Raw genomic sequence first — 26998 nt, forward strand, 5'->3', positions numbered from 1 at the left:
CTCAGCGCAGGACGCTGTTGGATGGATCGGAGGTGCTGGCGAACGCGCGTTCGATGCCGCTGGCGGCGGCGTTGCCGATCGCGGCGACGGCGCGGCCGATGGTCGGGCCGCCGGCGATCGCGGCGATCTTGGCGGCGTAGGACGGATCGGTGGCATAGCCGGCACGCTGCAGGCCCTGGGCGAAGCCGCGGATGTCGGTGCCGGCATTGAGCGCCTGCTGGTAGCGCGGATTGGTCTTCAGCAGGCGCACGTAGTCGGCGAAGCTCTCGGCCGGCGAGGCGTAGGCGCGGAAATCGGCGGTCTGCGATTGCTTGACCCCACCGACGTATTCGTGGGTGCCGGTGGTGACGCGCTCGCCGCTCCAGCCGGTGGCCTTGATCCCGAACAGGTTGTTGGAACTGGCGCCGTCGCCGCGGGAAATGCCGCGGCGTCCCCAGCCGGTCTCCAGCGCGGCCTGCGCGACCAGCGCCCGCGCATCCACGCCCAGTTCCTTGGCCGCCTTCTGCGCATGGGTCCAGATCTGCGCGACGAAGCCTTCCGGGGTGCGCTCGCCGAGGCTGGCCGCGGCGGCCTTGGCGGCGGCGGTAGCGCTGGCATCGATGCCGATGCTGTCGTCCGCCGCCGTCGTCGCCAGATCCGACCAGCGGTCGTCCGCCCCGGTCCAGGCCAGGCTGGCGCTGCCGTCGGCAGGATTGCTGCCGATCGCTTCGTGCATGGCGCTGGTCTCGCGGCCGGCGATCAGGTCGAGCACGCGCGCGACCTGCTGCTGCGGCGCGTCGGCGGCGTCCAGGCCGCCCCAGGCAGCGGCACCGGCACCTGCGGCTGCGCCGGTATCGGCAAGCGCGGAGGCACCGGCGTTGGCGCTGTTGCCGGCGCTGCCGCCGCCCTGGCCGGACACCAGCGAATACGCCTTGGCCGCCTGCGCGGCACCGATCGAGGTGTTGATGGCCGGCGCGTCGGCGCTTTTGCCGCCGCCCAGTTGCTTGGCGATCATCGCCGCCAGGCCCAGCCCCTTGCCCTCGGTCAGCGCCTTGGCCATCTGCTGGTCGTACATGTCGCGGAAGGTCTGGTTCTCGCCCGGGAACAGGGAATCGCCGAAGCTGGCGTCGCGCATGCTCTTGACGAGCAGGTTCGCGAACTGTCCTTCCAACTGGCGCGACACCTTGTCGATCCGGGCAGGATCGTTCTGGGTGGTCGCGCTCAGTTCGATGGGAGAGGCCGAGATGCGCATGTCAGATCACCTCCAGCTCCGCGCTCAGCGCGCCGGCCTGCTTCAGTGCTTCCAGGATCGCGATCAGGTCGCCCGGCGCGGCGCCGACTTCGTTGACCGCGCGCACGATCTGGTCCAGCGAGGTGCCGCCCTCGAACTTGAACATGCGGCTGCCTTCGTTGGTGGCGGTGATGGTCGATTTCGGCGTGGCCACGGTCTGGCCGTTGCTCAGCGCGTTGGGCTGGCTGACCTGGGTGCCTTCGCTGATGGTGACGGTCAGCGAGCCGTGCGAGATCGCCGCCGGGCTGACCCGCACCTGCGCGCCGATGACCACGGTGCCGGTGCGGGCGTTGACCACCACCTTGGCCGGCGCCGCGCCCGGCGACAGTTCCACGTTCTCGATCCGCGCCAGCAGGCCGATGCGCGCGCTCGGGTCGGTGGGCGAGCGCACCGCGACGGTGCCGCCGTCGACCGCGTGGGCACTGCCGGGGCCGAAGGTGTTCTCCAGCGCCGCGACCATCCGCGACACCGTGGTGAAATCGTTCTGGTGCAGGTTCAGGGTGATCTCGCCGCTGCTGCCGAACACGTCCGGCAACGCGCGCTCCACCGTGGCGCCGTTGGGAATGCGGCCGACGCTGGGCACGTTCACCGAGATCCGCGAGCCGTCCTTGCCCTGCGCGCCGAAGCCGCCGACGATCAGGCTGCCCTGGGCGATCGCGTAGACCTGGCCGTCGGCGCCCTTCAGCGGCGCCATCAGCAGCGAACCGCCGCGCAGCGACACCGCGTTGCCGATCGAGGACACGGTGATGTCGATCGGCTGGCCGGGCTTGGCGAACGGCGGCAGTTCGGCGTGGATCGCCACCGCGGCCACGTTCTTCAGCTGCGGATTGACGTTCGACGGAACGTTGACGCCCAACTCGCCGAGCATGTTCTTCAGGCTCTGCACGGTGAAGGGCGCCTGGCTGGTGCGGTCGCCGCTGCCGTCCAGGCCGACCACCAGGCCGTAGCCGACCAGCGCGTTGCCGCGCACGCCGCCGACCTGGGCCAGGTCCTTGATGCGTTCGGCGGCGGCCGGGGCGGCCAGGCCGGCGCACAGCGCGAACGCGGCGAGCAGGCGGCAGGACAGGGACAGAAGGTTCATGGCAGGCCTCAGTACGGCGAGATGCGCGAGTTGAAGAAGCGGCTCAGCCAGCCCATCGCGTTGGATTGGGCGACGGCGCCGCGGCCGCCGTAGGCGATGCGCGCGTCGGCGACCTTGCTGGACGGAATGGTGTTGTCCGCACCGATGTCGGCGGCGCGGACGATGCCTTGCACCTGCACCAGTTCGTCGCCCTGGTTCAGGCGCAGGTTCTTCTGTCCCTGGATCACCAGGTTGCCGTTGGGCAGGCGCTGCACCACGGTCACGGTGATGCTTCCCTGCATGGTGTTGCTCTGTGCGGTGTTGCCCTTGCCGGCGAAGCTGCGGTCGCCGCTGGTGCTGTTTTCGAGCACGTTGATGCCGTTGACCGTCAGCGGCGCGCCGAGCAGGGTCGGCGTGGCCATCGTCACCGCGTCCTTCTTGGTGATGCTGGTGTTGGCGGTGGAGCTGGCGTTGGTGCTTTCGACCAGGGTGATGGTCAGCAGATCGCCGACGTCGCGCGCGCGCCGGTCCGAATACAGCGACAGACTCGGGCCGGCGGCGTAGATCGCGCCGGCGCTGGGCTGCGCGGGCTGCGCCACCACCGGCACGATCGGCGCCATCGGCGCATACGGGCGCACGTCGCCGGCGGCGATGCCCAGCCCGGCGCAGCCGCCGAGCAGCGCGGGCAGGACCAGCGCAGCGATGAGAGAGAAGGAGGACGGACGCGACATGGCGGTTTCCAGAAGAAGTGTCGGGATCAGACGTTGTTGTTCAGATAGCCGAGCATCGAATCGGTGGTGGAGATCGCCTTGGCGTTCATCTCGTAGGCGCGCTGGGTCTCGATCATGCTGACCAGCTCCTCGACCACGTTGACGTTGCTGCCTTCCAGCGAGGCCTGCACGGTGGTGCCGAGGCCGTTGAGGCCGGGCGTGCCGTTCTGCGCCGGACCGGAGGCGGCGGTTTCCGCGTACAGGTTCTCGCCCTTGGCCTGCAGGCCCGAGGGGTTGATGAAGTCGCTCAGCGTCAACGAACCGATCTCCAGCGCCGCGGCGGTGCCGGCGACCTGCACGCTGACCGTGCCGTCGGTGCCGATGGTCAGCGACTGCGCGCCTTCCGGGACCTGGATGCCGGGCTGGATCGCGTAGCCGCTGTTGGTGACCAGCTCGCCCTGCGAGTTGATCTGGAAGCTGCCGTCGCGGGTGTAGGCCGAGGTGCCGTCGGGCATCTGCACTTCGAAGAAGCCGCGGCCGTTGACCATCACGTCCAGTGCGCGCCCGGTCTGCTGCGGATTGCCCTGTTCGAAATCCTTCGAGGTGGACACCACGCGCACGCCGGTGCCCAGCTGCAGGCCCGAGGGCAACTGCGTCTGCGCCGAGGTCGCGCCACCAGGCTGACGCACCTGTTGGTACAGCAGGTCCTCGAAGCTGGCGCGATCGCGCTTGAAGCCGGTGGTGTTGGTGTTGGCCAGGTTGTTGGACACGACCGACATGCGCGTCTGCTGCGCATCCAGTCCGGTCTTGGCGACCCACAAAGCCTGATTCATGACCCGATTCCTCTGATGGTGGCCCCGAGATCCGCGAGGGGCAGGGGGATTGATGCATGTGCCGTGCCACAAATGCGCCGGCTTTTCGTCGGCAGCGGCGCGGCGCCCATGGCGGGCTTAGCCGTTCAGGCGCAGCATGGTGTTGGCCGACTGCGCGTTCTCGTCGCCGTGCTTGATCACCTTCACCTGCATCTCGAACTGGCGCTGCAGCTGGATCATCTGCACCAGCGCGCCGGCGGCATCGACGTTGCTGCCTTCCAGCGCACCGGTGTGCACGGCGGTGCCGGTGGCCAGGGCGAAAGCCTGGGTCGGATCGTCGCTGATGTTGCGCATCAGCCCGTCGGGGCGGCGTTCCAGGCGTTCGGCCGGCGCCTGCACCACCTTCATCTTGCCGACCACGGTCATCGCCTGCGGGCCTTCGCCCAGCGGCACGATCGACACCGAGCCGTCGCCGCCGATCTCCAGCGACTGGTGCGGCGGGATCGCCATCGGATTGCCCTGGTCGTCGAGCACCGCGCGGCCGCTGGAGGTGACCAGCTGGCCGTTCGGGGTCAACGCCAGTTCGCCGCCGCGCGTGTACGCCTCCTTGCCGTCGCTGGCCTGGACCGCCAGCCAGTTGTCGGCGCTGAGCGAGACGTCCAGCGCATTGCCGGTCACCTGCTGCGCGCCGACATCGCGATTGAAGCCCTGGTCGATGTGCAGCGCATCGATCCGCGACGGATAGCCGGCGCCCTTGATGCGGTACGCCTCGGTATTGGCCAACGCCGCCTTGAAGCCGGCGGTATCGACGTTGGCCAGATTGTGCGACACCGTGCCCTGCGCCTGCAGCGAAGCGCGGGCGCCGGTCATGGCGACGTAGAGTGCTTTGTCCATGGGTGTGAGCCGTGATTCGGGATGGGGGGATTCGGGATTCGAAGAAGCGGGGGTGCCGCAAACGATCAGGGGTGGCGTGCAAGGCTGGCTTCCGATCGACGGAATGCCAGCCGTGACGAATCACCAATCCCGAATCACCAATCCCGGCCTTAACGGATATTGATGATGGTCTGCGTGACCTGGTCCTGGGTCGAGATCATCTGCGAGTTGGCCTGGAAGTTGCGCTGCGCGACGATCATGTTGACCAGCTGTTCGGTGAGGTCGACGGTGGAGGCTTCGAGCGCGCCGGACTGGACGCTGCCGAAATCCGAGGTCCCCGGCGCGCCGGTGCGCGCGTTGCCCGAGGCCGAGCTTTCCGCCCACACATTGTCGCCGAGCGAGCTCAGCCCCTGCGGATTGACGAAGTTGGTCATCGCCACCTGGCCCAGCGCCTTGTCGGCGTTGTTGGAGTAGCGCGCGTAGACCACGCCGCTGGCGTCGATGCTGATCGAGTTGAGCTTGCCGCTGGCGTAACCGTCCTGGCGCGCGTCGCGCAAGGCGAACGCCTCGCCGTACTGGGTCGAGCCGCTGATGTCCAGGGTCAGGTTGAGGGTGCCGGCGCCGGTGCTGGGGGTGAAGGTGCTCAGCGCGATCCTGCCGTCGGCGGGAGTGGTGAGCTTGCCGTTGCCGTCGAACTGGATCGTGCTCGGGGTGCCGACCGCGGTGCCGTCGACATAGTTGTGCACCTGCCATTCGTTGGCGTTGGCGGTCTTGACGAAATACGAGGTCTGGGTGTGGCTGACGCCCAGCGAGTCGTAGACGGTGATGCCGCCGGTGGAATGGTTGTAGCTGTTGGCGTCGGCCGGATCGAAGGTGGTCACCGTCGGCACGCTGGCGTTGCCGGGCAGGGTGAACATCAGGTTCACCGTTTCGCTCTGCTTGGGCGAGCTGTCGGTGGTCAGCAGCTGCAGGTCGCTCAGCGTGCCGACCGCGAAGCCGTTGCCGTTGGCCGCCGGCGGGAACACCTGCAGCCTGGCGCCCTGCGGGTTGACCACGTAGCCGTTCTCGTCGGTCTGGAAGTTGCCGGCGCGCGAATACACCTTGGCGCCGTTGTTGGTCAGGGTGAAGAAGCCGTCGCCGGAGATCGCCAGGTCCAGGTTGCGCCCGGTCGGGTCGACGTTGCCCTGCGAGAACTGCTGGGCGACGTTGCTGACCCGCACGCCGGCGCCGATCGCGTTGCGCGCCAGGCCGTAGCCGGTGGCGGAGAACAGGTCGGCGAACTCGGCGCGCGACTCCTTGAAGCCGGTGGTGTTGACGTTGGCGATGTTGTTGGCGGTGACGTTGAGGTCGGAGTTGGCCGCTTTGATACCGGACAGCGAAGTATTGAAACCCATGATGGACTCCTGTGGATTGGCCGGCTCAGCTGACGCGGAGCACGTTGGCGAGCGGGGCGGTGCCCAGCCCGGTCAGGTCGAGGTAGATGCCGTCCGAGCCGATGGTGGCGCTCTCGACCGGGGCCTGGACGTAGGTGGACAGCGCGGTGTTGGTGCCCTTGCTGTCGGTATGCGTGGCGGTGACGCCATAGGCGCCGGCCGGCATGCGCTCGCCGGCGGTGTTGGTGCCGTCCCAACTGAAATTGACTTCGCCGGCCTTGCTGGCGGTGACGCTGATCTGCTTGACCGCGTTGCCGTTGGCATCGGTGACGGTGAGGTTGACGATGCCCGCGCTGGGCGCGGCGATCACGCCGGTGGTGCCGCCGTCGCTGCCCAGCGGCATCGTCGCCGACGGCACCAGCACCTTGTGCCCGACCAGCTGCGCGCCGCGCAGGATCTGGTCGGTGCTCATCGAATCGGATAGCGCGGTCACGGTCTTGTTGAGGTCGCCGATGCCCTGCACGGTGGACAGCTGCGCCATCTGCGAGACCATCTGGCTGTTGTCCATCGGCTTGAGCGGATCCTGGTGCTGCAATTGCTCGGTCATCAGCTTCAGGAAGTCGGCCTGGTCCAGCGACGAGGACTTGTTGGACGTGCTGGTGGTGCTGGAGGCGGTCAATCCGAGGCTGGAATAGATGTCGCTGGAAACGGTGCTCATCAGTACGTCCTAGGCCGTTAGGCGGGAGGGGAGGGCTCAGCGGCCCATGGACAAGGTGGCCAACGCCAGTTCCTTGGCGGTGTTGAGGACTTCCACGCCTGCCTGGTAATTGCGCGAGGCGGAGATCAGGTTGACCATCTGCGATACCGGGTCCACGTCCGGCGAGTAGATGTAGCCGTCGGCGTCGGCGAGCGGATGGCCGGGCTCGTAGCGCTTGATCGGCGGATCCTTGCTCTGGGTGATTTCCTTGACGTTGACCGCGGTCAGGCTGCTGTCGTGCGGGTTGCGCACCGCCTGGAAGATCGGCTCGATCGGCTTGTAGGCCGCTTCGGCCGACCCGGCCACCGAATCGGCGTTGGCCAGGTTGCTGGCGATGGTGCTCAGGCGCACCGACTGCGCTTGCAGCGCGGAGCCGGCGACGTCGAAAATCGGCAGATTGCTCATGCTTATTGGCCTGTGATCGCGGTGAGCATGCTGCGCACCTTGGATTCGACGAAGCTCAGCGAGGCGCGGTATTCCAGCGCGGCGCGGCCGTAGGCGGCGCGTTCGGTGTCCGCATCGACGGTATTGCCGTCGAGGCTGGGCTGGTTGGCCTCGCGGGTGACCTGGAACGGATTCAGCCCGGTGCTGCCGCCGACCGCGATGTGGCGGCTGTCGGTGACCTGCATCTGGCTGCCGTCGCGCTGGCCCTGCGCGGCGCGCATCGCCGCGTCGAAATCCAGGTCCTGCGCCTTGTAGCCGGGCGTGTCGACATTGCTGAGGTTGCTGGCGATCAGCTTCATCCGTTGCTCGCGCAGCGGCAGGGCGTCGCCGTGGACACCTAGGTAGGATGAAATCAGATTGGGCATGGCGCGCTCCCGCGGTTCGTTGCAGGAGTACAGGCAAAGTCTGTGCCAGAACCGGGGTGCGCGCGCCGTGCGGCGCGGTGGGGCGGCCTTCGCCATTGCGGCGGAAGGCGTGCTGCTGGGCGCCCGGCGTCGCGCCGGGGCCGCGAAACGCTAGGCGGCCTGGGCCTCGGCGACCACTCGCAGCCGCGCTAGCACGTAATCGGCCAGTTCGTGCGGGCTGTACTTGGCGACGAAGGCGTTGGCGCCGACGCGCTCGACCATGGCGTTGTTGAACACCCCCGACAGCGAGGTGTGCAGCAGCACGTACAGGCCGGCCAGGCCGGGGTGGCGCCGGATTTCCGTCGTCAGCGTATAGCCGTCCATCGCCGGCATCTCGATGTCGGAGATCACCATGGCGTAGCGGTCGGCCGGATTCTCGCCGCCGGCGTGGATCTGCAGGAGGTGGTCCAGGGCCTGGCGGCCGTCGGACAGCAGGGTGGCGCCGACCCCGAGCTGGTCGAGCACGCTGCGGATCTGTTGCCGCGCCACGCGCGAGTCGTCCACCACCAGCACCTGCAGCTGCGAGCCGGTGAGCGCCAGCGACGGGTCGATCAGCGCCTCGGTGCGGTTCTGGGCGATGTCGGCCAGCACGCTTTCCACGTCGATGACCTGGATCAGCTCGCCCTGGAAGCGGGTCACCGCGGTCAGGTAGCTGGATTCGGCGCCCAGTTCCGGCGGCGGATGGATGTCCTCCACCGCGATGTTGACGATGCGCTCCACGCCGCTGACCAGGAAGCCCTGCACCGAGCGGTTGAACTCGGTGACCACCAGGTAGCCGGGCGCCTTGTCGGCCTGCGTCTCGCGTTCCGGATGGCCGATCGCCAGGCCCAGGTCGAGCACCGGCACCGAACGGCCGCGCACATCGGCGACCCCGGAGAATTGCAGTGGCAGCCCCGGCACCTGGAACAGCTCCGGCCGGCGCAGCACTTCCTGCACCTTGAAGACGTTCACGCCAAAAAGCTGACGGCCGCCCAGCCGGAACAGCAGCAGGGCAAGCCGATTGTGGCCCGCCAAGCGGGTGCGCTGGTCGATTCGGTTGAGCAGGTCATGAGACATGGGGTTCATATCGGCGCCTTCGCGGCGGAACTTGAGGCCGGGCTGTCGGCGAGGGGCGCGAATTGCGGCACGCGCTTTGCATGGGACTGGCGACACCTTCATTAGAGAGACGGCCATGCGCCTGATCCTGTTAGTGGTCCTGCTGGCGGCGATGCCGGCCTGGGCCGCGGAATTCCAATCGGTCGACTCGATCCGCGCCGCGGCGCTGTCCACCCTTGGCGCCGATGCCGAAGCCGAGGCGACGCTGGACCCGTCGGTGCGCGTGCCGCTGTGTCCGGTGTCGCTGCAGGCGCAGCCGACCGGGACCACGACAGTGGAAGTGAGTTGTCCGCGCGAGGCCGGCTGGCGCCTGTTCGTGCCGGTCAAGGTGCGGCGCCTGCAGAACGTGCTGGTGCTGGGCCGCGGCCTGGCCGCTGGAGAAACCGTCGGTGCCGCCGATATGGTCGTCGAGAAGCGCGACGCGGCGCGGATCGTCGGTGCGGCAATGACCGATCCGGCCGCGGCGATCGGCAGGGTGGTGCGGCGTACCCTGCCGGCCGGCACCTTGCTGTCGGCCAGCGATCTGGTCGCGCAGCGGCTGGTGCGGCGCGGCGACAATGTGGCGCTGGTGGCGCGCAACGGGGCGCTGGAAGTGCGCATGGCGGGGCGCGCGCTCAGCGACGGCGGCGAGAACGAGCGGGTGACCGTCGAAAACCTGTCGTCTCGCCGCGTCGTTCAGGGAACCGTGTCACAAAATGGCGACGTTTTTGTGACGCGTTGAGATCTGGCCTAAAGTTCGTCGGTGTAGGGCCGTTACCTACACCGAACCCGTAGCAGGATTTCGTCATGAGCCAGAAAATTGAAGGGAATTCGCCGACCCAGGCCACCCTTCGCACGTCGACCGTCAACACCAAGGCCGCCTCCGGCGCGTCCGAGGACGGCAAGACGAGTGCGGTGGGCGCCACGGCCGCGACCGACAGTCTGCGCCTGACCGGCGAAGCGTCCGGGCTGCAAAGCCTGCAGCGCGAACTGGCGGCGGCGCCGGCGGTGGACAGCAACCGCGTCGAGTCGGTGCGCAGCGCGCTGCAGAGCGGCAGCTACAAGATCAATCCGGACGCGATCGCCAGCCGCATGCTGCAGATGGACCAGCAGCTCAGCGCATGAACACGACCGTGACCAACCCCTTGCAGCAGCTCAGCGACGCACTCGCCGGCGAACGGCAGGCGTTGTTGGATCACAACGTGGAAGGCCTGATGCAGGCGACCGGCGACAAGCTGGCCGCGCTGCGGGCGCTGGAGGCCAACGTGCCGGCCGGTGCCGAGGCCGAGTCGCTGCTGCGCCAGCTGGCCGACGCCAACCGCGCCAACGGCGCGTTGCTGTCGCGGCGGCGGCGCGAGGTCAACTGGGCGCTGCGGCATCTGGGGCGCAGCGAGAGCGCCTCGTCCTACGATGCCAATGGCCAGTCCAGCACCTTGCGGATGAGTCGCCCGCTGGCGATCGCCTGAGAAACGCCAGGCGCGTCACCGCGTGCCGGCCATGTGCCGGCATCCACGCACCTGGCGATGGCATCGGCGTATATTGAGCGTCCGCTCGTTACCCGTTGCCTTTCGTGAATTTCGCCGATCCCGATTACACCGACACGGTGCCGTTGCCTTCGCGCAAGAGCTTGCTCGCGCTGAGCGAGCTGATCGACGAAGGCCTGGTGCTGTTCCGCGCCGATGGCCGCCTGCTGCTGGCCAACAGTGCCGCGCGCGGCCATCTGTGCAATGCCGAAGTCTTCGACGACTGCGCCCTGGGCGAGCGCCTGGCGCAGTGGCTGCCCAGCGATGCGCTGTCGCAGGCGCGCAGCCATGGCCGCTGGAGCGGCAGCCTGCCGACCGAAGAACACGTGGTGCTGGCGCATCTGTATTTCCATGCCGACGGCGACGATGGCCACTTTCTGGTGCTGATCCAGGGCATCGAAGGCCAGCAGGACTACGAACAGGAACTGCAGCAGCGCCACGCCGAGTTGCGCCAGGCCTATCTGCGCCTCAACGGCGCGCAGGAAAAACTGCTGCAGTCGGAGAAGATGGCCTCGATCGGCCAGCTCGCCGCCGGCGTCGCGCACGAGATCAACAACCCGATCGGCTACGTGCATTCCAATCTGGGCAGCCTGCAGGAATACCTGCGCAGCCTGTTCACCTTGATCGAAGCCTACGAGCGCGCCTTGCGCGCGCCCGATCCCAAGGCGCTGATCCCGGAAATCGACGACATCCGCAACCGCTTCGACATCGACTTCATCAGCCGCGACCTGCCGCAGCTGATGGCCGAGTCGCGCGAAGGCATCGAGCGGGTGACGCGCATCGTGCGCGACCTCAAGGATTTCTCGTACTCCGGCCGCGAGGAATCGTGGAAGCTGGTGGACCTGCATTCCGGGCTCGAGTCCACGATCAACATCATCTGGAACGAGCTCAAGTACAAGGTCACCCTGGACCGCCACTACGGCAACCTGCCGCTGGTCGAGTGCCTGCCGTCCGAGCTCAACCAGGTGTACATGAACCTGCTGCTCAACGCCGGCCAGGCGATCGGCGAGCGCGGCACCATCGTGGTCAGCACCGGCCAGGACGGCGAGGAGGTCTGGATCGAGTTCAAGGACTCCGGCGCCGGCATCCCGGCGGACCTGCTGCAGCGCATCTTCGACCCGTTCTTCACCACCAAGCCGGTCGGCAGCGGCACCGGCCTGGGCCTGTCGATCTCCTACGGCATCATCAACAAGCACCACGGCCGCATCGACGTGACCAGCACCGTCGGCGAGGGCTCCAGCTTCCGGATCGTGATTCCGGTGAGGCAGCCGAAGTAGGAGCCGGGATTCGGCATTCGGGATTGGGGATTCGCAAGAGCGGTTTGCGTTTGCTGCTCCATCCCCTCGCGAGCCAATGAAAAGCCGACGCCGCGGCTTTTGCGAATCCCGAATCCCGAATGCCCAATCCCGGCCCGTCAGGGCCCAGCATCCCGCCGCTGTTCGTCGTGCGTGCGGAACGCCTGGCGGATGTGTTCGCGCAGTTCGTCGTCGTTCCAGGGCTTGGTCAGGAAGCGGTAGATCGCGCCGCGGTTGATCGCGTCGGTGACCGTGGCCAGGTCGGTGTAGCCGGACAGCACCAGGCGGATGGTGTCGGGGTAGAGCATCTTCACCCGGCCCAGGAACTCGGTGCCGCTCATGTCGGACATGCGCTGGTCGGACAGGATCACCTGCACGTCGTTGGTGGCGAGCAGGTCGAAGGCGTCGCGCACGTTGCCGGCGGCCAGGATCCGGTAGCCGTCGCGGCGGAACAGGCGCACCAGCGAGCGCAGCACGTTCTCCTCGTCGTCGAGCAGCAGCAGGGTGCGGTCCGGACGGGTCTCGGTGAACGATTCCGGGCGCAGGTAACGGCGCCGCAACGCCATGCCCGCGGCCTCGGCCGACATCGGCTCGCCGAACAGGTAGCCCTGGAAGATGTCGCAGTCGTTGCGGCGCAGGAAGCCCAGCTGCGCCTGCGATTCGACGCCGTTGGCGATCACCACCATGCCCAGCTGGTGGCCCATGGCGATGATGGCGCGGGCGATCGCCGCCTCGCGGTTGCCGGCCGGCGCGCTCTTGATGAAGCTGCGGTCGATCTTCAGCTTGTCCACCGGATAGCGCACCAGCGCGCTGAGGCTGGAATCGCCGGTGCCGAAGTTGTCCAGGCTCAGGCTGATGCCTTCGCGGCACAGGTTGGCCAGGGTCTCGTGGACGAAGTTGACGTTGTTGGTCAGCGCGCTTTCGTTGATCTCCAGCACCATCATCTGCGGCGGCACGCCGGCCGCCTGCAGCGCCGACATCACTTCGTTGAAGAAGGTCGGGCGCAGCAGCTGCAGGGTGGAGACGTTGACCGCGATGGTGAAGTCGTCGAAACCCTGGTCGCGCCATAGCCGCGCCTGGCGCAGCGCGCCCTCCATCACCCAGGTGCCGATCTGCACGATCACGCCCAGCCGCTCGGCGGTGCGCATGAACCGTTCCGGCACCAGGATGCCCAGCGTCGGCGATTGCCAGCGCAGCAGCGATTCCATGCCGACCACGCGGCCGTCGCGGGCGCTGACCATCGGCTGGTAGCGCAGGCGCAGCTCGCCATTGGGGATCGCATCGACGATCTGCCGCGAGATGATGCTCTCGCTGTGCGCGCTGGGCGGGCCGTCGGCCGCGTACAGGCGCACCATGTTGCCGCCTTCGCGCGCGGCCTGGTAGACCGCGTCCTCGGCGTAGTCGAGCAGCGTGGACAGCCGCGTTGAGTGTTCCGGGCACAGGCTCACGCCGATCTTGCCGGTCATGAACAAGGTGTACGGCAGTACCGACAGCGGCAGTTCGATCTGCTGCCGCACCTCTTCGGCGAAGGCCTCCGGCGGCGGCACGTCGGCGGTGCGCGGCACCGCCATGACCAGTTCGTCGCTGCCGTGGCGCCACAGCAGGCCGCGCCCGCGCAGATGCGCCTGCAGCCGATGCGCCAGCAGCGCCAGCGCGTGGTCGCCGACTTCCGCGCTCATGTTCTCGTTGATCGAGGCGAAGTGGTCGATGTCGATGTGCAGCAGCATCACCCCCGGCCCGCCGGCCAGCGCCTCGGCGATCATGCCGGTCAGCGCCGGGTGGCCTGCGCCCAGGCGCGACGGAAGTTCGTCGTCTGGCGGCACGGGGGCAGCGGGATTCCACATCGTCTTCAGGGTCCAGGTGGGTGCGTCGGCGTCGCCGCCGTCGTGTAGGGCAGGCACAGCGTCACCCGCGTGCCGGCACCGGGCGCGGTGTCGATCTGCAGGGTACCGCCTGCGCTCTGCGCGCGCTCGCGCATCACGATCAGGCCCAGTCCGCGCGGTCCGGCCGGATCGAAGCCGTCGCCGTCGTCGACCACCTCCAGGCGCAGCTGCCGGTGCTGCTCGTCGCTCAGCGCCATGCGCACTTCGCCGGCGCAGGCGTGGCGCAGTACATTGGTCAGGCTTTCCTGCGCAATGCGGAAGCAGGCCTGCTCGACCTCGCCGCTGGGCCGCGCGGGCAGGGTGGCGATCTCCAGCTGCAGGCGCACCGGCGAGGCGCGGAACAGCATGCCGGCCTGCCAGCGCAGCGCCGCTTCCAGCCCGAGCGCGTCCAGTTGCGGCGGGCGCAGCAGGGTGGACAGGTTGCGCAGCTTGGTGATGCTGCTGTCGGCCAGCTGCACGATCTCGTTGAGGTCTTCGCGGCGGCGCTCGGCATCGGTTTCGTCCAGCGCCGCGTGCGCGGACAGCTTCATCGCGGTGATCGCCTGGCCGATGTCGTCGTGCAGGTCGCGCGAGATCGCGCGGCGCTCGTCCTCCTGCAGCGAGAACAGCCGCCGCGCCATCGCCTGCAGCTCGCGGTTGCTCAGCGCCAGCGCGTCGCGCATGCGCTCGGGCTCGCTGAGGTCGCGCACGATGAGCAGCTTGCAGTCGCGGCCGCTGTAGCGCACCTTGCCGAACGACAGCCCGGCGTGGAACAGCGAACCGTCGCGGCGGCGCATGCGCGCGGCGGCGCCGCGCTCGCCCTTGTCGCCGGCATCGCGCATCTGCTCGCGCACCTGCTGCAGATCGCTGGGGTAGACCAGGCCCTGCAACGGTTCGCCGAGCAGGTTCTCGCCCTCGTAGCCGAACTGCCCGGCGCAGGCGGCATTGGCGTACAGCACGTGTTCCTGGTGCAGGATCGCCACTCCGTCGGGCAGCACCCGCACCAGTTCGCGGAACTGTTCCTCGCGCTCGTGCAGCAGGCGCCGCGAGCGTTCGTGCTCGGTCACGTCCTGCAGGGTGCCGCGCACGCAGGACGCGCCATCGTCGTCGTTGGCCGATTCGGCGCGCAGGTGCAGCATGCGCGCCTGGCCGTCGGCGGCCAGCACCGGCAGCAGCATGTCCAGTTGCACCGGTGCGGTGCCGCACAGGTCCTCGAGCATGCGCTGGATGCGCGCCTGCGACGCCAGGTCGGCGGGGATCAGCAATTCCTCCAGGCGATGCTGGCGCGGCGACTCCGGCGCGCGCCGGCCGAGCATCCGGTAGACCTGGTCGGAGTAGCGGCCCAGGCCGCTGGCCGGGTCCAGTTGCCAGGAACCGAGGCGGGCGATCGCCTGCGCCTCCTCCAGCCGCAGCAGCGCCTGGTCGCGGCGCTGCTGCGCCTCGTGCTCGGCGCTGCGGTCGCTGATCACCACCAGCCGCGCGCCGCGGCCGCGGTAGTCCAGGCCGGTGCTGCGCGCCTCGACCATGCGCTGGCTGCCGTCGCGCAGGCACAGCGGCTCGGCCACCACGCAGACCTTGGAGGGGGCGTCGCGGATCGCCTGGATCACGTCGCTCATGCGCTCGGCGGCGCCGGGCGGCCACAGCCGGCCCAGTTCCAGCCCGACGAAGGTGTCGTGCGGCCACCCGAAAAAGGCGATCGCCGCCGGATTGACGTCCACCACCCGCAGCGTTTCCGGATCGTAGACCAGCATCGGGCTGGGATTGGCCTGGAACATCTGCCGGTAGCCGGCCTCGGACAGCGCCAGCTGCGCGTGCACCTGCACCGCGCCGCGCACCAGCGGGCGCAGCAGGCAGTACAGGGCGATGGCGGTCAACAGCAGGAACACCGCGTCGTTGACCAGTTGCAGCATGGCCAGGGTCTGCGTGTCGTCCACGAATCGAACCAGCAGCAGGTCGCTGCCCAGCGACCAGATCAGGCCGACCAGCAGGTACAGCAGCGCGGTCCGCCAGATTCCCCGGTCCAGCCGCTGCGCCAGACGCATGCCCGAGGACGGGGAGGTCGGGGAGAGATCGCGTTGTGGTTGCATGCCCCGACAGCCCGATGCGGCGGTATTCGTCCGCCGCCATCTTACCGGCAAGCGGCCATTGCGGCCCAGCGCGACCGGCGCCGCGGCCGGCCGGGCGCTCAATTAATGCCGCCGGGTGCCGTTATCACCTTCGTCCGCCAGCACCAGCGCGGCAGAAACGGAGCACCTCGGCGTGGATCAAGGCGTCATCGCAAGCTTGCTGCAGCATCCGCTCACCTCGGCCGTGGTCCTGTTGGACGCCGAAGGGCGGCCGCTGGCCGCGAACCGGGCCGCGCAGGCGCTGGAGCTGCCGCGTACGGTCGAGGCCTATGCCGAGCTGATGCGCGACGTGCGCGAGCGACTGGTCAACGGCGAGAGCATGCTCGCCTGCGCGCTGCCCGGCACCGCCGGGCGGCGCCTGGACGGGTGGCTGCGCGCGGTGCGCGACGATGCCGGCGCGCTGTTGGCCTATACCCTGAGCGTGCCCGAGCCGGTCGGCAGCGACGGCGCCACGCGCTGGGAAATCGCCCTGGACAGCGCCGAACACGGCCTGTGGGACTGGGACATCCCCAGCGACCGGATCTTCCGTTCCGAGCGCTGGAAGCAGATGCTCGGCTACGAAGGCAACGCGCCGGACTACGGACTCAACGCGCTGCTGCCGTTGGTGCACAACGACGACCAGGCGCGCCTGCGCGAGGCGATCCGCGCCCATTTCGAAGGCCGCAGCGCGACCTACGTGTGCGAATTCAGGCTGCGCCAGCAGGACGGCCAGTGGCGTTGGATCCTGGACCGCGGCCGCATCGTCGCCCGCACCGCCGACGGCAGCCCGCTGCGCATGGTCGGCACGCATACCGACATCCACGAACAGAAGCTGCTGGAGCAGCGCCTGCGCGACCAGCAGACCCTGCTGCGCGAGGCGCAGCGCATGACCAGCATGGGCAGCTGGTCGTGGGATCCGCTGCAGAACCGGATCTGGTGGTCGCGCGAGTTCCTGCGCGTGACCGGCCTGGCCGAGGATCAGGTGCCGAGCAGCCGCGGCTGGCTGCGCCTGCTCAGCCGCGAGTCGGCGGCGCAGGTGATCTCCACCTGGCGGCGCATGCAGCGCGACGGCAAGCAGGCCAATTTCGAGGTCGAGCTGGTACGCGGCAGCGAGGCGCCGCTGCACCTGCGGGTATGGGCGCAACCGCAGCTGGAAGCGGACGGCGCCGTGCAGCGCGTGCTCGGTCAGGTGCAGAACATCACCGAGCAGCGCCAGACCGACGCGCTGATCCGCTGGCGCACCGAACTGCTCAACCGCGTCTCGGCGCTGGGCAAGATCGGCGGCTGCGAGATCGAGGTCGGCACCCGGCGCATGCAATGGACCGAGGAGTGCTACCGCATCCACGGCCTGCGCAAGGAAAACATCGACCTGGACCAGGCGCTGGCCCTGTACACCCTGGATTCGCGCGACGCGTTCGAAACGGCGCTGGCGCGGATCGCCCACGGCGGCCTGCCCGAGCAACTGGACCTGTGCTTCCACCGCCCCTCCGGGCACCGGGTGTGGGTGCAGGTGCTGATCGAACTGGACGACCGCGACGGCCTGCCGCCGCGCTTCGTGGTGCTGTTCCGCGACATCAGCCGCGAACGCGAGGCCAGCGAGCGCATCGAACTGCTGGCCCACTACGACCTGCTGACCGGGCTGCCGAACCGGCAGCTGCTGCGCGAGCAGGCGGAAGCGGCGATGCACGACGCGGTGGAGCGCGGCAGCACGCTGGCGATGCTGTTCGTCGACCTGGACGGGTTCAAGAGCATCAACGATTCCTTCGGCCATGCCACCGGCGATGCGTTGCTGAAACTGGCGGCCACGCGCATGCACCAGCAGCTGCGCACCAGCGACCTGTTCGGGCGCTTCAGCGGCGACGAATTCCTGGTGGTGCTGCGCGACCTGGCCGAGCCGGGCGATGCCGGCCATGTGGCGCGCAAGCTGATCGCGGCGCTGGCCGAGCCGCTGCACAACGGCGAGAACGTGATCAAGATCGGCGCCAGCATCGGCATCGCCTTGATGGAGGAGGGGCGCCAGGACTTCGACAGCCTGCTGCGCGCCGCCGATGCGGCGATGTACGCGGCCAAGGAATCGGGCCGCAACACCTGCCACTACTACAGCCAGGACGTGTTGCTGCGTGCGCAGCGGCGCCTGGAGATCGAACATGCGCTGCACGGCGCGCTGGACCGCGAGGAGTTCTCGCTGGTGTACCAGCCGCTGGTGCATGCGGCCGGCGAACGCGCGCCGGCGGTCGAGGCGCTGTTGCGCTGGCACCGCCCCGGCCACGGCCATTGCAACCCGGCCGAGTTCATTCCCATCGCCGAGGAATGCGGCGAGATCGTGCGCCTGGGCGACTGGGTGATCAACGAGGCCTGCCGCCAGGCCGCGGCCTGGGATGCGGCGGGGCTGAGCTTCGACCGCGTGTCGGTCAACGTCTCGGCGATGCAGCTGCGCGACCGCGGCTTCGCCGAGCGGGTGATCGAGCTGTGCCAGCGCAACGGCTGGTCGCCCAAGCGGCTGGAGCTGGAACTGACCGAATCGGCGCTGATCCGCGACACCGAATCGCTGCGCCGCTGCTTCGAACTGTTCGAGCAGGAAGGCGTGCTGCTGGCGGTGGACGACTTCGGCACCGGCTTCTCCAACCTGCATTACCTCAACCGCTTCCCGGTGCAGCGGCTGAAGATCGACCGCAGCTTCGTGCAGGACATGCTCATCGACAGCGGCACCGCCAAGGTCACCCAGGCGATCGTGCAACTCGGCCATGCGCTGGGCATGCAGGTGGTGGCCGAGGGCGTGGAGACGCCGCAGGAGGAGGCGCTGCTGCGCGAGCAGGGCTGCGACGAGATCCAGGGCTATCTGCACTCGCGGCCGCTGCCGCCGCGCGAGCTGGCGGCCTGGCTGCGCGCGCGTCAGGCCGAGACCCCGGCGACGCTGCCGCGGCTGGTGCTTGCTGGCCAGTGAACGCTCGCCGCCGGCGCCCGTCGGACGCTGTTGCGGTACCGCGGTTGCTGGCTATACTTCGCGCCCATCGTTCCCGGCCAGAGGCCACTTCCTTGGACAGTCATCCTAGACCGACGCTGCAGCTGTCGAGCTGACAGGACCGCCAAGGTCTGGGTTCGTCCCAGATGGGTCCCGTCCGCTCAGGACGGGATCGTTCGCCACCGCCGCACCGGCGCTGGCAAGACACTCCCGCAGTACGCAAGCCCGATCCGCGAGGACCCCGAGCGTGGCCACTGGCGTTTCCGCATTCCGGAGCCGCCCATGCATCTGTCGTCGTCGTTGTCGCCATACGCCGCTTGAGCGCCGCCGGTTGTGCGTACGCGCGCCCGCCGCGGTCCATGGTCCGCGGCGGGGCATGCTGCCGCCGCTGCTCGATCCGCGCTGCACGCCGGCGCGCGGCAGCGGCGCGGCTGCCGGTCGCGCCGCCGGCAACCCGATCCGGCTGGGCATGTGCCGTCACGGACGCGCTGCGGCCCTGGCCGACGCCGGCGCGCCTGCCGCGATCGACGCCGCGACCGGCATCGGCCAGGTGGCCTCTGGGCACACCACGAACGCGGCGCAGCAGCGGCTGACGCCTGGCTTGCATATTCGCTTGCCACACTGAGCGGTCGTCCCCCGCCGGTTTCCCTCATTCCCTACCATCCGTGCGGCGCAGCTGGCGCCGCCGTCCTGCCGGAACCTTCCCATGGTGCTATTCCCCCGCGACCGCAACGCGCCCGGTACTGTCGCCGCACGCCCCGGCGTGCTGCCCAATTTCCACGATCTGGCGGTGTTCGCGCTGCTGCTGGCGCTGGGCGTGCTGCTGTTGCACGGCGCCGCCGACATGCGCGCGCCGCTGCCGCCGCCGGGCACCGAAGCGGTCTCGCTGGATCTGCGCCAGCTTCCCGAATACGGCCTGCGCACCACCTTGCGCATGTTCGCGGCGATGGCCGCCTCGCTCATGTTCACCTTCGTCGTGGCGACCCTGGCGGCCAAGAGCCGCCGCGCCGAGCGGCTGATCGTGCCGGCGCTGGACATCCTGCAGTCGGTACCGGTGCTGGGCTTCCTGACCTTCACCGTGACCTTCTTCCTGGGCCTGTTTCCCGGCCGCCAGATCGGCGCCGAACTGGCCTCGATCTTCGCCATCTTCACCAGCCAGGCCTGGAACATGGCGTACTCGTTCTACCAGTCGCTGCGCAACGTGCCGCGCGACCTGGACGAGGTCACGCGCGGCTTCGGCCTGTCGTCGTGGCAGCGCTTCTGGCGGCTGGAAGCGCCGTATGCGACGCCGGCGCTGATCTGGAACATGATGATGTCGATGTCCGGCGGCTGGTTCTTCGTGGTCGCCTCCGAAGCGATCACGGTCGGCGACCACACCCTGGAACTGCCCGGCATCGGCTCCTACCTGGCGTTGGCGATCGCGCAGCGCAATTTCGCCGCGGTCGGCTGGGCGGTGCTGGCGATGGGCGTGCTGATCGTGCTGTACGACCAGTTGCTGTTCCGCCCCATCGTCGCCTGGTCGGACAAGTTCCGCGCCGAACTCACCGCCTCGCAGGACAAGCCGCAATCGTGGCTGTACGACCTGCTGCGGCGCACCCGCCTGGCCAAGCGCCTGGTCGCGCCGCTGGCCTGGGTGTGGCAGCGCACCTTGCTGCTGCGCTGGGCGCCGCGGCGCCCGCGTCCGGCGTCGGCGTCCGTGCAGGACGCCAGCGGCAACGTCTGGGGCGACCGCCTATGGAGCGCGGCGCTGGCGCTCGCGGGACTGGCCGCGGCCTGGTTCGCGTTCGACTACGGCCGCCAGCACCTGCGCCTGCACGACCTGGTCGAGGCGTTCGGCGGCGGCCTGGCCACGCTGCTGCGGGTGGTGGTGCTGATCGCGCTGGCCAGCGTGGTGTGGGTGCCGATCGGGGTGTGGATCGGATTGCGCCCGAAGGTGGCGCAGCGGGTGCAGCCGCTGGCGCAGTTCCTGGCCGCGTTCCCGGCCAACGTGCTGTTCCCGTTCGCGGTGCTGGCGATCGTCGCCACCGGCGCCAATCCCAACATCTGGCTGTCGCCGCTGATGATCCTGGGCACGCAGTGGTACATCCTGTTCAACGTGATCGCCGGCGCCAGCGCGTTTCCCACCGACCTGCGCGAGGCGGCCACGGTCTACCAACTGCGCTCGTGGACCTGGTGGCGGCGGGTGATCCTGCCGGGCATCTTCCCGTACTACATCACCGGCGCGCTGACCGCCTCCGGCGGCTCGTGGAACGCCAGCATCGTCGCCGAACTCGCCAGCTGGGGCGACACCCAGGTGCAGGCCTACGGGCTGGGCTCCTACATCGCCCGCGCCACCGCCGCCGGCGACGGCGCGCGGGTGCTGCTCGGGGTGGCGGTGATGTCGCTGTTCGTGACCGTCTTCAACCGCGCGGTGTGGCGGCGCCTGTACGCCTTCGCCGAACGCCGCCTGCGCTTCGACTGACCATCCTTGGAGATTCCGACCATGACCTTTTCCGCAAGCGCGCCCGAGCGCGCCCCGCTGGTCCGCGTGCACGGCGTGCGCAAGAGCTACGACAAGGGCGGGGCGACGCCGCTGGTGGTGCTGGACGATGTCGACCTGACCCTGCATTCGGGCCAGATCGTCGGCCTGCTCGGACGCTCCGGCTCCGGCAAGTCCACGCTGTTGCGCGCCATCGCCGGGCTGCTGCAGCCCAGCGCCGGCAGCATCGCGTTCCGCGACGCCACCCCGACCCAGGCGATCGACGACATCGCGATGGTGTTCCAGAGCTTCGCGCTGTTCCCGTGGCTGACCGTGCTGCAGAACGTGGAGGTCGGACTGGAGGCGCGCGGCGTGGCCACCGACGAACGCCGCCGGCGGGCGCTGGCGGCGATCGACCTGATCGGTCTGGACGGCTACGAGGGCGCCTACCCGAAGGAATTGTCCGGCGGCATGCGCCAGCGCGTCGGCCTGGCCCGCGCGTTGGTGGTGCGGCCGAAACTGCTGCTGATGGACGAGCCGTTCTCGGCGCTGGACGTGCTGACCGCCGAGACCCTGCGCACCGACCTGCTCGACCTGTGGTCGGAAGGGCGCATGCCGATCGAGTCGATCCTGATGGTCACCCACAACATCGAGGAAGCGGTGCTGATGTGCGACCGCATCGTGATCTTCGGCGCCAATCCGGGCCGGGTGATCGGCGAGATCCAGGTCACCCTGCCGCAGCCGCGCAACCGCCTGGCGCCGGCGTTCCGCGCCCTGGTCGACGACATCTACGCGCGCATGACCGCCAGCCCGCAGCGGCCGCAGGCGCGCGAAGGCGTGTTCCCCGGCAGCGGCATCGCGATGGTGCTGCCGCGGGTGTCGAGCAACCTGCTGGCCGGCCTGGTCGAGGCGGTGGCGGCCGAGCCCTACCACGGCCGCGCCGACCTGCCGCCGCTGGCGGCCAGCCTGCAGCTGGAAGTGGACGAACTGTTCCCGATCGCCGAAACCCTGCAGTTGCTGCGCTTCGCGGTGTTCGAGCAGGGCGACCTGCAGTTGACCCCGGCCGGGCAACGCTTCGCCGAACTGGGCACCGACGCGCGCAAGCAGATGTTCGCCCAGCACCTGGCCACCTACGTGCCGCTGGCCGCGCACATCCGCCGCGTGCTCGACGAACGCCCGACCCACCATGCGCCGGCGCGGCGTTTCCGCGACGAGCTGGAAGATCACATGTCCGAGGACTATGCGGCCGAAACCGTACAGGCAGTGATCAGCTGGGCGCGCTACGCCGAGTACTTCGCCTACGACAAGCAGGCGGACCTGTTTTCGCTGGAGAATCCCAGCTAGCTGGTTCGCCCGCGCTCTTGTAGGAGCGGCTTCAGCCGCGACCGGGTCTCACCGGGAACGCCCGGTCGCGGCTGAAGCCGCTCCTACAGGATTGGCGGCGCCAAGGCATTTCAGCGGCCGTGGCGATGTCGCGATGCGGTCGGGTGGCTGCATCCGCAAGCGCAGATGGCGGCGCGCGCGCGCGGACCGATTCAGTCGTTGTCGCAAAGTGCCGCGTAGCCGGGCAGCGGGTGCGGCGTGCCGGCCGCGGCGATGGCGGTCCCGCTCAGGCCCATGTCCCAGGCCAGGCCGGCCCAGATCAGGTCGGCGATGCCGTCGCTCTGCGCCATCGGGCCACGCCCGCCGAGCATCTGCCGCAGTTCGTCCTGCGCCAGCATTTCAAGCTGCCGCAGCGCGCTGCCCGGCTGGCGCCGCGCCGCGACGGGCGTGACGTTGGCGGCCACACCCGGTGCCGGGTGCGCGCGAGCGGGCAGGGCGCCGTGCTCGGCGCTCAGGTCGTCGCAGGACATGGCCTCGACTCGGGATTGGGACTGGAAAGGCATCGGCTCGAACGGTCGGAGGAGGGCAGACACGACAAGCCCCGGACAGGGCCGGGGACTGGTCGTTTCATGGTACGGCAGGGTGCACGCGGTGTCGGTCAGAACAGCTCGACGGTGCCGGCGCCCATGCTCTGCTGCGCCACCGGCTTGTGCGGCGGACGCTCCCACTCCACGCGCATCTCGCGCAGGCGGGTGCCGACCCGTTGCAGCGCATCGACCAACTCGCTGTCGAACACGCCGCCGTTGCGATGCAGCAGTTCCTGCAGGGCCACCGCCTCGCGGTTGATCGCGGTCAGGCGGTCCAGGTGGGTATGCACGCCACCCAGGGCCTGGGTCGCGATGTCCTCGAACTGCAGGGCGCGTACCGCTTCGGCGACGCTGCTGTCGATGGCGCGGCCGCACTCGGAGATCTCGCGCATGCCTTCGCCCAGCGAGTTGTTGATCGCCGCCACGTTGTCCAGCATCGACGCGGCCTCGGCGCGCGCCTCGCGGGAGCGGTCCATGTCGCGCGAGGCCATGTGCGAGACCGTCTCGCGGACCTTGGCGATGGCGTCCTTGGAGCTGTGTGCCAGCTTGCGGATCTGCTCGTTGAAGGTGGTCGAGCGCTCGGACAGGTTGCGCACCTCGTCGGCGACCACCGCGAAGCCGCGGCCCGCCTCGCCGGCACGCGCCGCTTCGATCGCCGCGTTCAACGCCAGCAGATTGGTCTGGTCGGCGATCGACTTGACGTCCTCCAGCAGGGCGAAGATGCCGTCCAGGTGCTGCGACATGTCGTCGATGTAATGCACCGTGGCGCTGCTCTGGCCGCTGACCTGTTCCAGCGCCTCGACCAATTGCTCCATGCGCTGGCTGGCATGCTGGGCGAAGCGGGCCACGTCGACCCCGGCACCGCCGTCGTCGCCGGCGCGATCCACGATCCGGGCCAGCGCCACGCTCTGCTGCCGCGACTTGCGGTTCATCGCCTCGAAGCTGCCGCCCAGGCCGCTGACCGCCTGGCGGATCAGTTCGCGGGCCCGTTCGATCTCGCTGCGCGAGCCGTCGATCTCGTTGCCGACGAAGCTGCGCAGTTCGCTCAGCAGCTGATCCTGCTCGCGCATGATCTTGGACTGCTCCGGCGAACGCCGGCTCTGGCTATAGGCTGTCCAGGCGGCGAAGCCCAGCCAACTCAACGTCATCGTGGTGAGGATGGCCCAACGGACCGGGGCCGGCCAATCGAAACCGGCGGCGATGGGGAACAGCAGCGTCAGGGCGAGCGGAGCAGCCAGACGGATCAGGAGGCGTGAGTACATGGACGTTCTCGGCAGATTCACGATTGCTGTATCGGCCGTACCCCCTCGGTCTTTAGCCGCGGTGTGCTGCCGATCGCGTCCGCGCGGCGAAACGTGCGCTGCATCGAGCCTGCGCCGGCGGCGCCAGCGCCGCGCTCAGCCCAGCGCGCGGTCCACCGCGTCGATCATGCGCCGCTTGGCCAGCAGGAAATCCCACAGGCTGCCGCCCATCTGCCGCCACAGCACCGCCGAGCGCACCGCGGCCAGCAGCAGCGCGCGGATCTCCGCCACCACCCCGGCCTGGCCCAGGTAATGCGGATTGCCCTGCACCATCACCCGCGGACGCAGGTGGCTGATGGTGTCGGCATACAGCTGGCCGAGCGCGCCGATCACCTCCGGATGCGCGCTGTCGGCGTGCTCGGCCAGCCTAGGCGCGATCTGGGCGATGCCGGCGGTGACCTTGGCGCTGGTCTCGGTGTCGCGCACGAAGCGCCGCTCCAGTTGCAGCACCGCCAGCGCCAGCCGCGGCAGCTCCTCGTCCTGGCCCTGGTTGCGGAAATAGTTGTGCAGCAGGCGCAGCCCGGGCGCGACGTCGCCGACCCGGCCATAGACCGCCTCCGGCGTATCGGCATCGGTGCGGAACACGCTGTCCAGCAGGGTCCGCACCAGCGACGCCTCCGACTGCCCGGTCTCGGCGATGCGCCTGACCTGCTGCAGGGCCTGGGCGACGCCGGCCAGCGCCAGCACGCGCGCGTCCATGGAATCGGTCATCGGGTGGTTTCCTCATGTAGATCGGTGCGCTGCGCCAGACGGCGTTGCAGCGGGGCATCGGTGGTGGCGATCACGGCGCCGCCCAGGCACTCGTCGCCCTGGTACAGCACCAGCGACTGGCCGGGGGTCACGGCGCGCTGCGGGCGGGCGAAGCGCACCGCCAGGGTGCCGTCGTCGGCCACCTCGACCGTGCACGGCTCGTCGGCCTGGCGGTAACGGGTCTGCGCGGTGCAGTCGAAGCGCCGTGCCGGCGCCGATCCGGCGATCCAGTGGGCGGCTTCGGACTGCAGCTGGATGGACATCAGGTGCGGGCTGTCGCGATCCTGGTCCACGTACAGCACGTTGCGCGCCACGTCCTTGCCGACCACGTACCACGGCGCCGCCGCGCGGCCACGCACGCCGCCGATGTTCAGGCCCTCGCGCTGGCCTAGGGTGAAATAGAACACCCCCGGGTGCTCGGCCACGACCTGTTCCTGCGGGTCGCGGATCTCGCCGCGCCGGGCCGGCAGGTAGCGGCCGAGGAACTCGCGGAAGTCGCGCTCGCCGATGAAGCAGATGCCGGTGGAGTCCTTCTTCGCATGGGTCGGCAGGCCGGCCTCGCGGGCGATGCGCCGCACCTGTTCCTTGGGCAACTCGCCGACCGGGAACAGGGTCGCGGCCAGCTGCGCCTGGCCGAGCTGGTGCAGGAAATAGCTCTGGTCCTTGTTCCGGTCCACCCCGCGCAGCAGCCGCCAGCGGCCGTCGGCGAACGCCACCCGGGCGTAGTGGCCGGTGGCGATGCGCTCGGCGCCCAGTTCGCGCGCCGCGTCCAGGAAATGCTTGAACTTGACCTCGCGGTTGCACAGCACGTCCGGGTTCGGGGTGCGCCCGGCGGCGTATTCGGCCAGGAAATGGGCGAACACGCCTTGCCAGTATTCCTGCGAGAAATCGCGGAAGTGGAACGGCATGCCGAGCAGGCCGCACACCGCCACCGCGTCGCGGCGGTCGTCCTCGGCGCGGCAATCGCCACTGCCGTCGTCGGCCCAGTTCTGCATGAACAGGCCGGCCACGTCGGCGCCTTGCTGCACCAGTTGCCAGGCCGCCACCGACGAATCGACCCCGCCGGAGACGCCGACCATGATCCGCGCGCCGTTCATGCCAGTTGCCGCACCAGGTCCAGCGGATAGCGCTTGCCGGCGAGGAAATCGGCGGCCACCTGCCACACCAGCGGGCTGCGCCAGCGCGGCGCGGCGGCCTGCAGCTCGGCCGGGGTCATCCACAGCGCGCGCACGATGCCGTCGTCCAGCGGACGCTGCGGGTCGTGCGCCACCGGCTCGGCGGCGAAGGCGAAGCGCAGGTAGTGGCGGCCGTTGTCGGCCTTCCATTGGTAGGCGCCGATGAACGCGGTCAGCCGCACCTGCCAGCCGGTCTCTTCCAGCGTCTCGCGCAGCGCCGCCTGCAGCAGGCTCTCGTCCGGCTCCAGGTGCCCGGCCGGCTGGTTCAGCACCAGCGCGCCGGCGATGGACTCCTCCACCTGCAGCAGGCGCCCGTCGCGGACCACCACCGTGGCCACGGTCACGTCGGGCTGCCAGGGGCCGGGGGCCAGCGCCATCAGAACGCGTCCTTGCCGGCGTTGAGTTCGGCATCCATCGCGTCGGCGCCGCGCGCGGCCGCTTCCAGCGCCTCGCGCAAGGCGGTGTCGTCGGCATCGGCGGCGACCTTGACCACGAACACCGCGGTGCCGCCCTGGCGCACCCAGCCGCCGAGGATGTCGGCCTGGGCGTCTTCCAGCAGGCGGTTGGCGACCGCGGCGGGCAGGGTGTCGCCCTTGGCCTGGTAGGCGGGCGACCAGATCTCGCGGATCCGGTGGCTGCCGAAGCTCTCCACCGGCGAGCGCACGTAGATCAGCTGCTGGCGCTCGCGGCCCTGTTCGCGCAGGCCGAACAGCAACTGGTAGTCGCCGTCGGCATCGGCCTGGACGTCGTAGCCCATTGCCTTCAGGCGCTTGCCCAGCGCCTGGTCCGGCGCGGCCAGCGCCGGCGCGGCGGTGCCGGCCAGGAGCGCGGCGAGCAGGGCGGCCGTGCGGAAATTCGTCGATTGCATGCGTTGCGCCAT

Annotated in this window: 26 protein-coding genes; 8 read left to right on the forward strand and 18 right to left on the reverse strand. The window is 69.4% G+C overall.

The window, feature by feature from the left end:
- Position 1 precedes the first annotated feature (1 nt).
- From flgJ to HDC36_RS03835, 10 genes are all read right to left on the reverse strand, one after another.
- Positions 2-1231 (reverse strand): flagellar assembly peptidoglycan hydrolase FlgJ, encoded by a 1230-nt coding sequence (flgJ, locus tag HDC36_RS03790; RefSeq protein WP_179564556.1) that lies wholly within the window; start codon positions 1229-1231, stop codon positions 2-4.
- Between the two features lies 1 nt (position 1232).
- Positions 1233-2351 (reverse strand): flagellar basal body P-ring protein FlgI, encoded by a 1119-nt coding sequence (locus tag HDC36_RS03795; RefSeq protein ID WP_179564558.1) that lies wholly within the window; start codon positions 2349-2351, stop codon positions 1233-1235.
- Positions 2352-2359: 8 nt separating this feature from the next.
- Positions 2360-3061: a flagellar basal body L-ring protein FlgH gene (gene flgH, locus HDC36_RS03800; RefSeq protein WP_179564560.1), complete on the reverse strand. Its 702-nt coding sequence runs from the start codon at positions 3059-3061 to the stop codon at positions 2360-2362.
- 26 nt (positions 3062-3087) lie between these two features.
- Positions 3088-3873 carry a flagellar basal-body rod protein FlgG gene (gene flgG / locus HDC36_RS03805; RefSeq protein ID WP_179564562.1) on the reverse strand — a complete coding sequence of 262 codons (786 nt, stop codon included), beginning with the start codon at positions 3871-3873 and terminating at the stop codon, positions 3088-3090.
- Positions 3874-3990: 117 nt separating this feature from the next.
- Positions 3991-4746 carry a flagellar basal body rod protein FlgF gene (locus tag HDC36_RS03810; protein WP_179564564.1) on the reverse strand — a complete coding sequence of 252 codons (756 nt, stop codon included), beginning with the start codon at positions 4744-4746 and terminating at the stop codon, positions 3991-3993.
- 149 nt (positions 4747-4895) lie between these two features.
- Complete coding sequence (gene flgE, locus HDC36_RS03815; protein WP_179564566.1) at positions 4896-6119, reverse strand: flagellar hook protein FlgE; 1224 nt, start codon at positions 6117-6119, stop codon at positions 4896-4898.
- A gap of 25 nt (positions 6120-6144) precedes the next feature.
- Positions 6145-6816: a flagellar hook capping FlgD N-terminal domain-containing protein gene (locus HDC36_RS03820; RefSeq protein ID WP_179564568.1), complete on the reverse strand. Its 672-nt coding sequence runs from the start codon at positions 6814-6816 to the stop codon at positions 6145-6147.
- Between the two features lie 36 nt (positions 6817-6852).
- The gene (gene flgC, locus HDC36_RS03825; protein ID WP_145708233.1) at positions 6853-7260 is read right to left on the reverse strand and encodes a flagellar basal body rod protein FlgC; all 408 of its coding nucleotides are present in this window, start codon (positions 7258-7260) and stop codon (positions 6853-6855) included.
- Positions 7261-7262: 2 nt separating this feature from the next.
- The gene (flgB, locus tag HDC36_RS03830) at positions 7263-7664 is read right to left on the reverse strand and encodes a flagellar basal body rod protein FlgB (RefSeq protein ID WP_179564570.1); all 402 of its coding nucleotides are present in this window, start codon (positions 7662-7664) and stop codon (positions 7263-7265) included.
- Positions 7665-7814: 150 nt separating this feature from the next.
- Positions 7815-8759: a chemotaxis protein gene (locus tag HDC36_RS03835; RefSeq protein WP_179564572.1), complete on the reverse strand. Its 945-nt coding sequence runs from the start codon at positions 8757-8759 to the stop codon at positions 7815-7817.
- Between the two features lie 115 nt (positions 8760-8874).
- Here HDC36_RS03835 and flgA point away from each other — a divergent pair, with 115 nt between their 5' ends.
- From flgA to HDC36_RS03855, 4 genes are all read left to right on the forward strand, one after another.
- Positions 8875-9519 (forward strand): flagellar basal body P-ring formation chaperone FlgA, encoded by a 645-nt coding sequence (gene flgA, locus HDC36_RS03840; protein ID WP_179565594.1) that lies wholly within the window; start codon positions 8875-8877, stop codon positions 9517-9519.
- Positions 9520-9584: 65 nt separating this feature from the next.
- Entirely contained in the window at positions 9585-9902 is a 318-nt protein-coding gene (gene flgM / locus HDC36_RS03845) for a flagellar biosynthesis anti-sigma factor FlgM (protein ID WP_179564574.1), read from the forward strand.
- Complete coding sequence (locus HDC36_RS03850; RefSeq protein ID WP_179564577.1) at positions 9899-10243, forward strand: flagellar protein FlgN; 345 nt, start codon at positions 9899-9901, stop codon at positions 10241-10243. Before flgM ends, HDC36_RS03850 begins: the two co-directional genes overlap by 4 nt.
- A gap of 137 nt (positions 10244-10380) precedes the next feature.
- On the forward strand, positions 10381-11577 hold the full coding sequence (locus HDC36_RS03855; RefSeq protein WP_318241166.1) for an ATP-binding protein: 1197 nt from the start codon (positions 10381-10383) through the stop codon (positions 11575-11577).
- A 137-nt stretch (positions 11578-11714) separates the two neighbouring features.
- On the opposite strand, the gene HDC36_RS03860 is transcribed toward HDC36_RS03855, so the two are convergent.
- Positions 11715-13439: an EAL domain-containing protein gene (locus tag HDC36_RS03860; protein WP_179565595.1), complete on the reverse strand. Its 1725-nt coding sequence runs from the start codon at positions 13437-13439 to the stop codon at positions 11715-11717.
- A gap of 5 nt (positions 13440-13444) precedes the next feature.
- The gene (locus tag HDC36_RS03865) at positions 13445-15544 is read right to left on the reverse strand and encodes a PAS domain S-box protein (protein WP_255432579.1); all 2100 of its coding nucleotides are present in this window, start codon (positions 15542-15544) and stop codon (positions 13445-13447) included.
- A gap of 172 nt (positions 15545-15716) precedes the next feature.
- Here HDC36_RS03865 and HDC36_RS03870 point away from each other — a divergent pair, with 172 nt between their 5' ends.
- The 4 genes from HDC36_RS03870 to HDC36_RS03885 all read left to right on the forward strand — a co-directional run bounded on the left by HDC36_RS03870 (position 15717) and on the right by HDC36_RS03885 (position 22326).
- Entirely contained in the window at positions 15717-18506 is a 2790-nt protein-coding gene (locus HDC36_RS03870) for a bifunctional diguanylate cyclase/phosphodiesterase (protein ID WP_179564581.1), read from the forward strand.
- Positions 18507-18900: 394 nt separating this feature from the next.
- Positions 18901-19149, forward strand: a complete 249-nt coding sequence (locus HDC36_RS03875) for a hypothetical protein (protein ID WP_179564583.1) — start codon at positions 18901-18903, stop codon at positions 19147-19149.
- Positions 19150-19230: 81 nt separating this feature from the next.
- Entirely contained in the window at positions 19231-20985 is a 1755-nt protein-coding gene (locus HDC36_RS03880) for an ABC transporter permease subunit (RefSeq protein ID WP_179564584.1), read from the forward strand.
- 21 nt (positions 20986-21006) lie between these two features.
- Positions 21007-22326, forward strand: coding sequence for a nitrate/sulfonate/bicarbonate ABC transporter ATP-binding protein (locus tag HDC36_RS03885; RefSeq protein ID WP_179564586.1), 1320 nt, complete (start codon positions 21007-21009; stop codon positions 22324-22326).
- A 191-nt stretch (positions 22327-22517) separates the two neighbouring features.
- Here the strand turns inward: HDC36_RS03885 and HDC36_RS03890 are convergent, their stop codons facing one another.
- From HDC36_RS03890 to HDC36_RS03915, 6 genes are all read right to left on the reverse strand, one after another.
- Complete coding sequence (locus tag HDC36_RS03890; RefSeq protein ID WP_179564588.1) at positions 22518-22835, reverse strand: hypothetical protein; 318 nt, start codon at positions 22833-22835, stop codon at positions 22518-22520.
- Positions 22836-22963: 128 nt separating this feature from the next.
- Positions 22964-24154 carry a methyl-accepting chemotaxis protein gene (locus HDC36_RS03895; RefSeq protein WP_179564590.1) on the reverse strand — a complete coding sequence of 397 codons (1191 nt, stop codon included), beginning with the start codon at positions 24152-24154 and terminating at the stop codon, positions 22964-22966.
- A gap of 135 nt (positions 24155-24289) precedes the next feature.
- Positions 24290-24904, reverse strand: a complete 615-nt coding sequence (hflD, locus tag HDC36_RS03900) for a high frequency lysogenization protein HflD (RefSeq protein WP_179564592.1) — start codon at positions 24902-24904, stop codon at positions 24290-24292.
- The gene (gene mnmA / locus HDC36_RS03905; protein WP_179564594.1) at positions 24901-26040 is read right to left on the reverse strand and encodes a tRNA 2-thiouridine(34) synthase MnmA; all 1140 of its coding nucleotides are present in this window, start codon (positions 26038-26040) and stop codon (positions 24901-24903) included. The genes hflD and mnmA overlap by 4 nt, the downstream gene beginning before the upstream one ends.
- The gene (locus HDC36_RS03910) at positions 26037-26495 is read right to left on the reverse strand and encodes an NUDIX hydrolase (RefSeq protein WP_064539928.1); all 459 of its coding nucleotides are present in this window, start codon (positions 26493-26495) and stop codon (positions 26037-26039) included. Before HDC36_RS03910 ends, mnmA begins: the two co-directional genes overlap by 4 nt.
- Positions 26495-26998 (reverse strand): hypothetical protein, encoded by a 504-nt coding sequence (locus HDC36_RS03915; RefSeq protein WP_179564596.1) that lies wholly within the window; start codon positions 26996-26998, stop codon positions 26495-26497. Before HDC36_RS03915 ends, HDC36_RS03910 begins: the two co-directional genes overlap by 1 nt.

It is taken from the genome of Xanthomonas sp. JAI131, assembly GCF_013410075.1.
Classification (GTDB): Bacteria; Pseudomonadota; Gammaproteobacteria; order Xanthomonadales; family Xanthomonadaceae; genus Xanthomonas_A; species Xanthomonas_A bonasiae.

Bases quoted from the DNA above. Each gene is read 5' to 3' on its own strand.
- flgJ (WP_179564556.1), bottom strand. From the start codon at position 1,231: ATGCGCATCTCGGCCTCTCCCATCGAACTGAGCGCGACCACCCAGAAC.
- HDC36_RS03795 (WP_179564558.1), bottom strand. From the start codon at position 2,351: ATGAACCTTCTGTCCCTGTCCTGCCGCCTGCTCGCCGCGTTCGCGCTG.
- flgH (WP_179564560.1), bottom strand. From the start codon at position 3,061: ATGTCGCGTCCGTCCTCCTTCTCTCTCATCGCTGCGCTGGTCCTGCCC.
- flgG (WP_179564562.1), bottom strand. From the start codon at position 3,873: ATGAATCAGGCTTTGTGGGTCGCCAAGACCGGACTGGATGCGCAGCAG.
- HDC36_RS03810 (WP_179564564.1), bottom strand. From the start codon at position 4,746: ATGGACAAAGCACTCTACGTCGCCATGACCGGCGCCCGCGCTTCGCTG.
- flgE (WP_179564566.1), bottom strand. From the start codon at position 6,119: ATGGGTTTCAATACTTCGCTGTCCGGTATCAAAGCGGCCAACTCCGAC.
- HDC36_RS03820 (WP_179564568.1), bottom strand. From the start codon at position 6,816: ATGAGCACCGTTTCCAGCGACATCTATTCCAGCCTCGGATTGACCGCC.
- flgC (WP_145708233.1), bottom strand. From the start codon at position 7,260: ATGAGCAATCTGCCGATTTTCGACGTCGCCGGCTCCGCGCTGCAAGCG.
- flgB (WP_179564570.1), bottom strand. From the start codon at position 7,664: ATGCCCAATCTGATTTCATCCTACCTAGGTGTCCACGGCGACGCCCTG.
- HDC36_RS03835 (WP_179564572.1), bottom strand. From the start codon at position 8,759: ATGTCTCATGACCTGCTCAACCGAATCGACCAGCGCACCCGCTTGGCG.
- flgA (WP_179565594.1), top strand. From the start codon at position 8,875: ATGCGCCTGATCCTGTTAGTGGTCCTGCTGGCGGCGATGCCGGCCTGG.
- flgM (WP_179564574.1), top strand. From the start codon at position 9,585: ATGAGCCAGAAAATTGAAGGGAATTCGCCGACCCAGGCCACCCTTCGC.
- HDC36_RS03850 (WP_179564577.1), top strand. From the start codon at position 9,899: ATGAACACGACCGTGACCAACCCCTTGCAGCAGCTCAGCGACGCACTC.
- HDC36_RS03860 (WP_179565595.1), bottom strand. From the start codon at position 13,439: ATGTGGAATCCCGCTGCCCCCGTGCCGCCAGACGACGAACTTCCGTCG.
- HDC36_RS03865 (WP_255432579.1), bottom strand. From the start codon at position 15,544: ATGCAACCACAACGCGATCTCTCCCCGACCTCCCCGTCCTCGGGCATG.
- HDC36_RS03875 (WP_179564583.1), top strand. From the start codon at position 18,901: ATGCTGCCGCCGCTGCTCGATCCGCGCTGCACGCCGGCGCGCGGCAGC.
- HDC36_RS03880 (WP_179564584.1), top strand. From the start codon at position 19,231: ATGGTGCTATTCCCCCGCGACCGCAACGCGCCCGGTACTGTCGCCGCA.
- HDC36_RS03885 (WP_179564586.1), top strand. From the start codon at position 21,007: ATGACCTTTTCCGCAAGCGCGCCCGAGCGCGCCCCGCTGGTCCGCGTG.
- HDC36_RS03890 (WP_179564588.1), bottom strand. From the start codon at position 22,835: ATGTCCTGCGACGACCTGAGCGCCGAGCACGGCGCCCTGCCCGCTCGC.
- HDC36_RS03895 (WP_179564590.1), bottom strand. From the start codon at position 24,154: ATGTACTCACGCCTCCTGATCCGTCTGGCTGCTCCGCTCGCCCTGACG.
- hflD (WP_179564592.1), bottom strand. From the start codon at position 24,904: ATGACCGATTCCATGGACGCGCGCGTGCTGGCGCTGGCCGGCGTCGCC.
- mnmA (WP_179564594.1), bottom strand. From the start codon at position 26,040: ATGAACGGCGCGCGGATCATGGTCGGCGTCTCCGGCGGGGTCGATTCG.
- HDC36_RS03910 (WP_064539928.1), bottom strand. From the start codon at position 26,495: ATGGCGCTGGCCCCCGGCCCCTGGCAGCCCGACGTGACCGTGGCCACG.
- HDC36_RS03915 (WP_179564596.1), bottom strand. From the start codon at position 26,998: ATGGCGCAACGCATGCAATCGACGAATTTCCGCACGGCCGCCCTGCTC.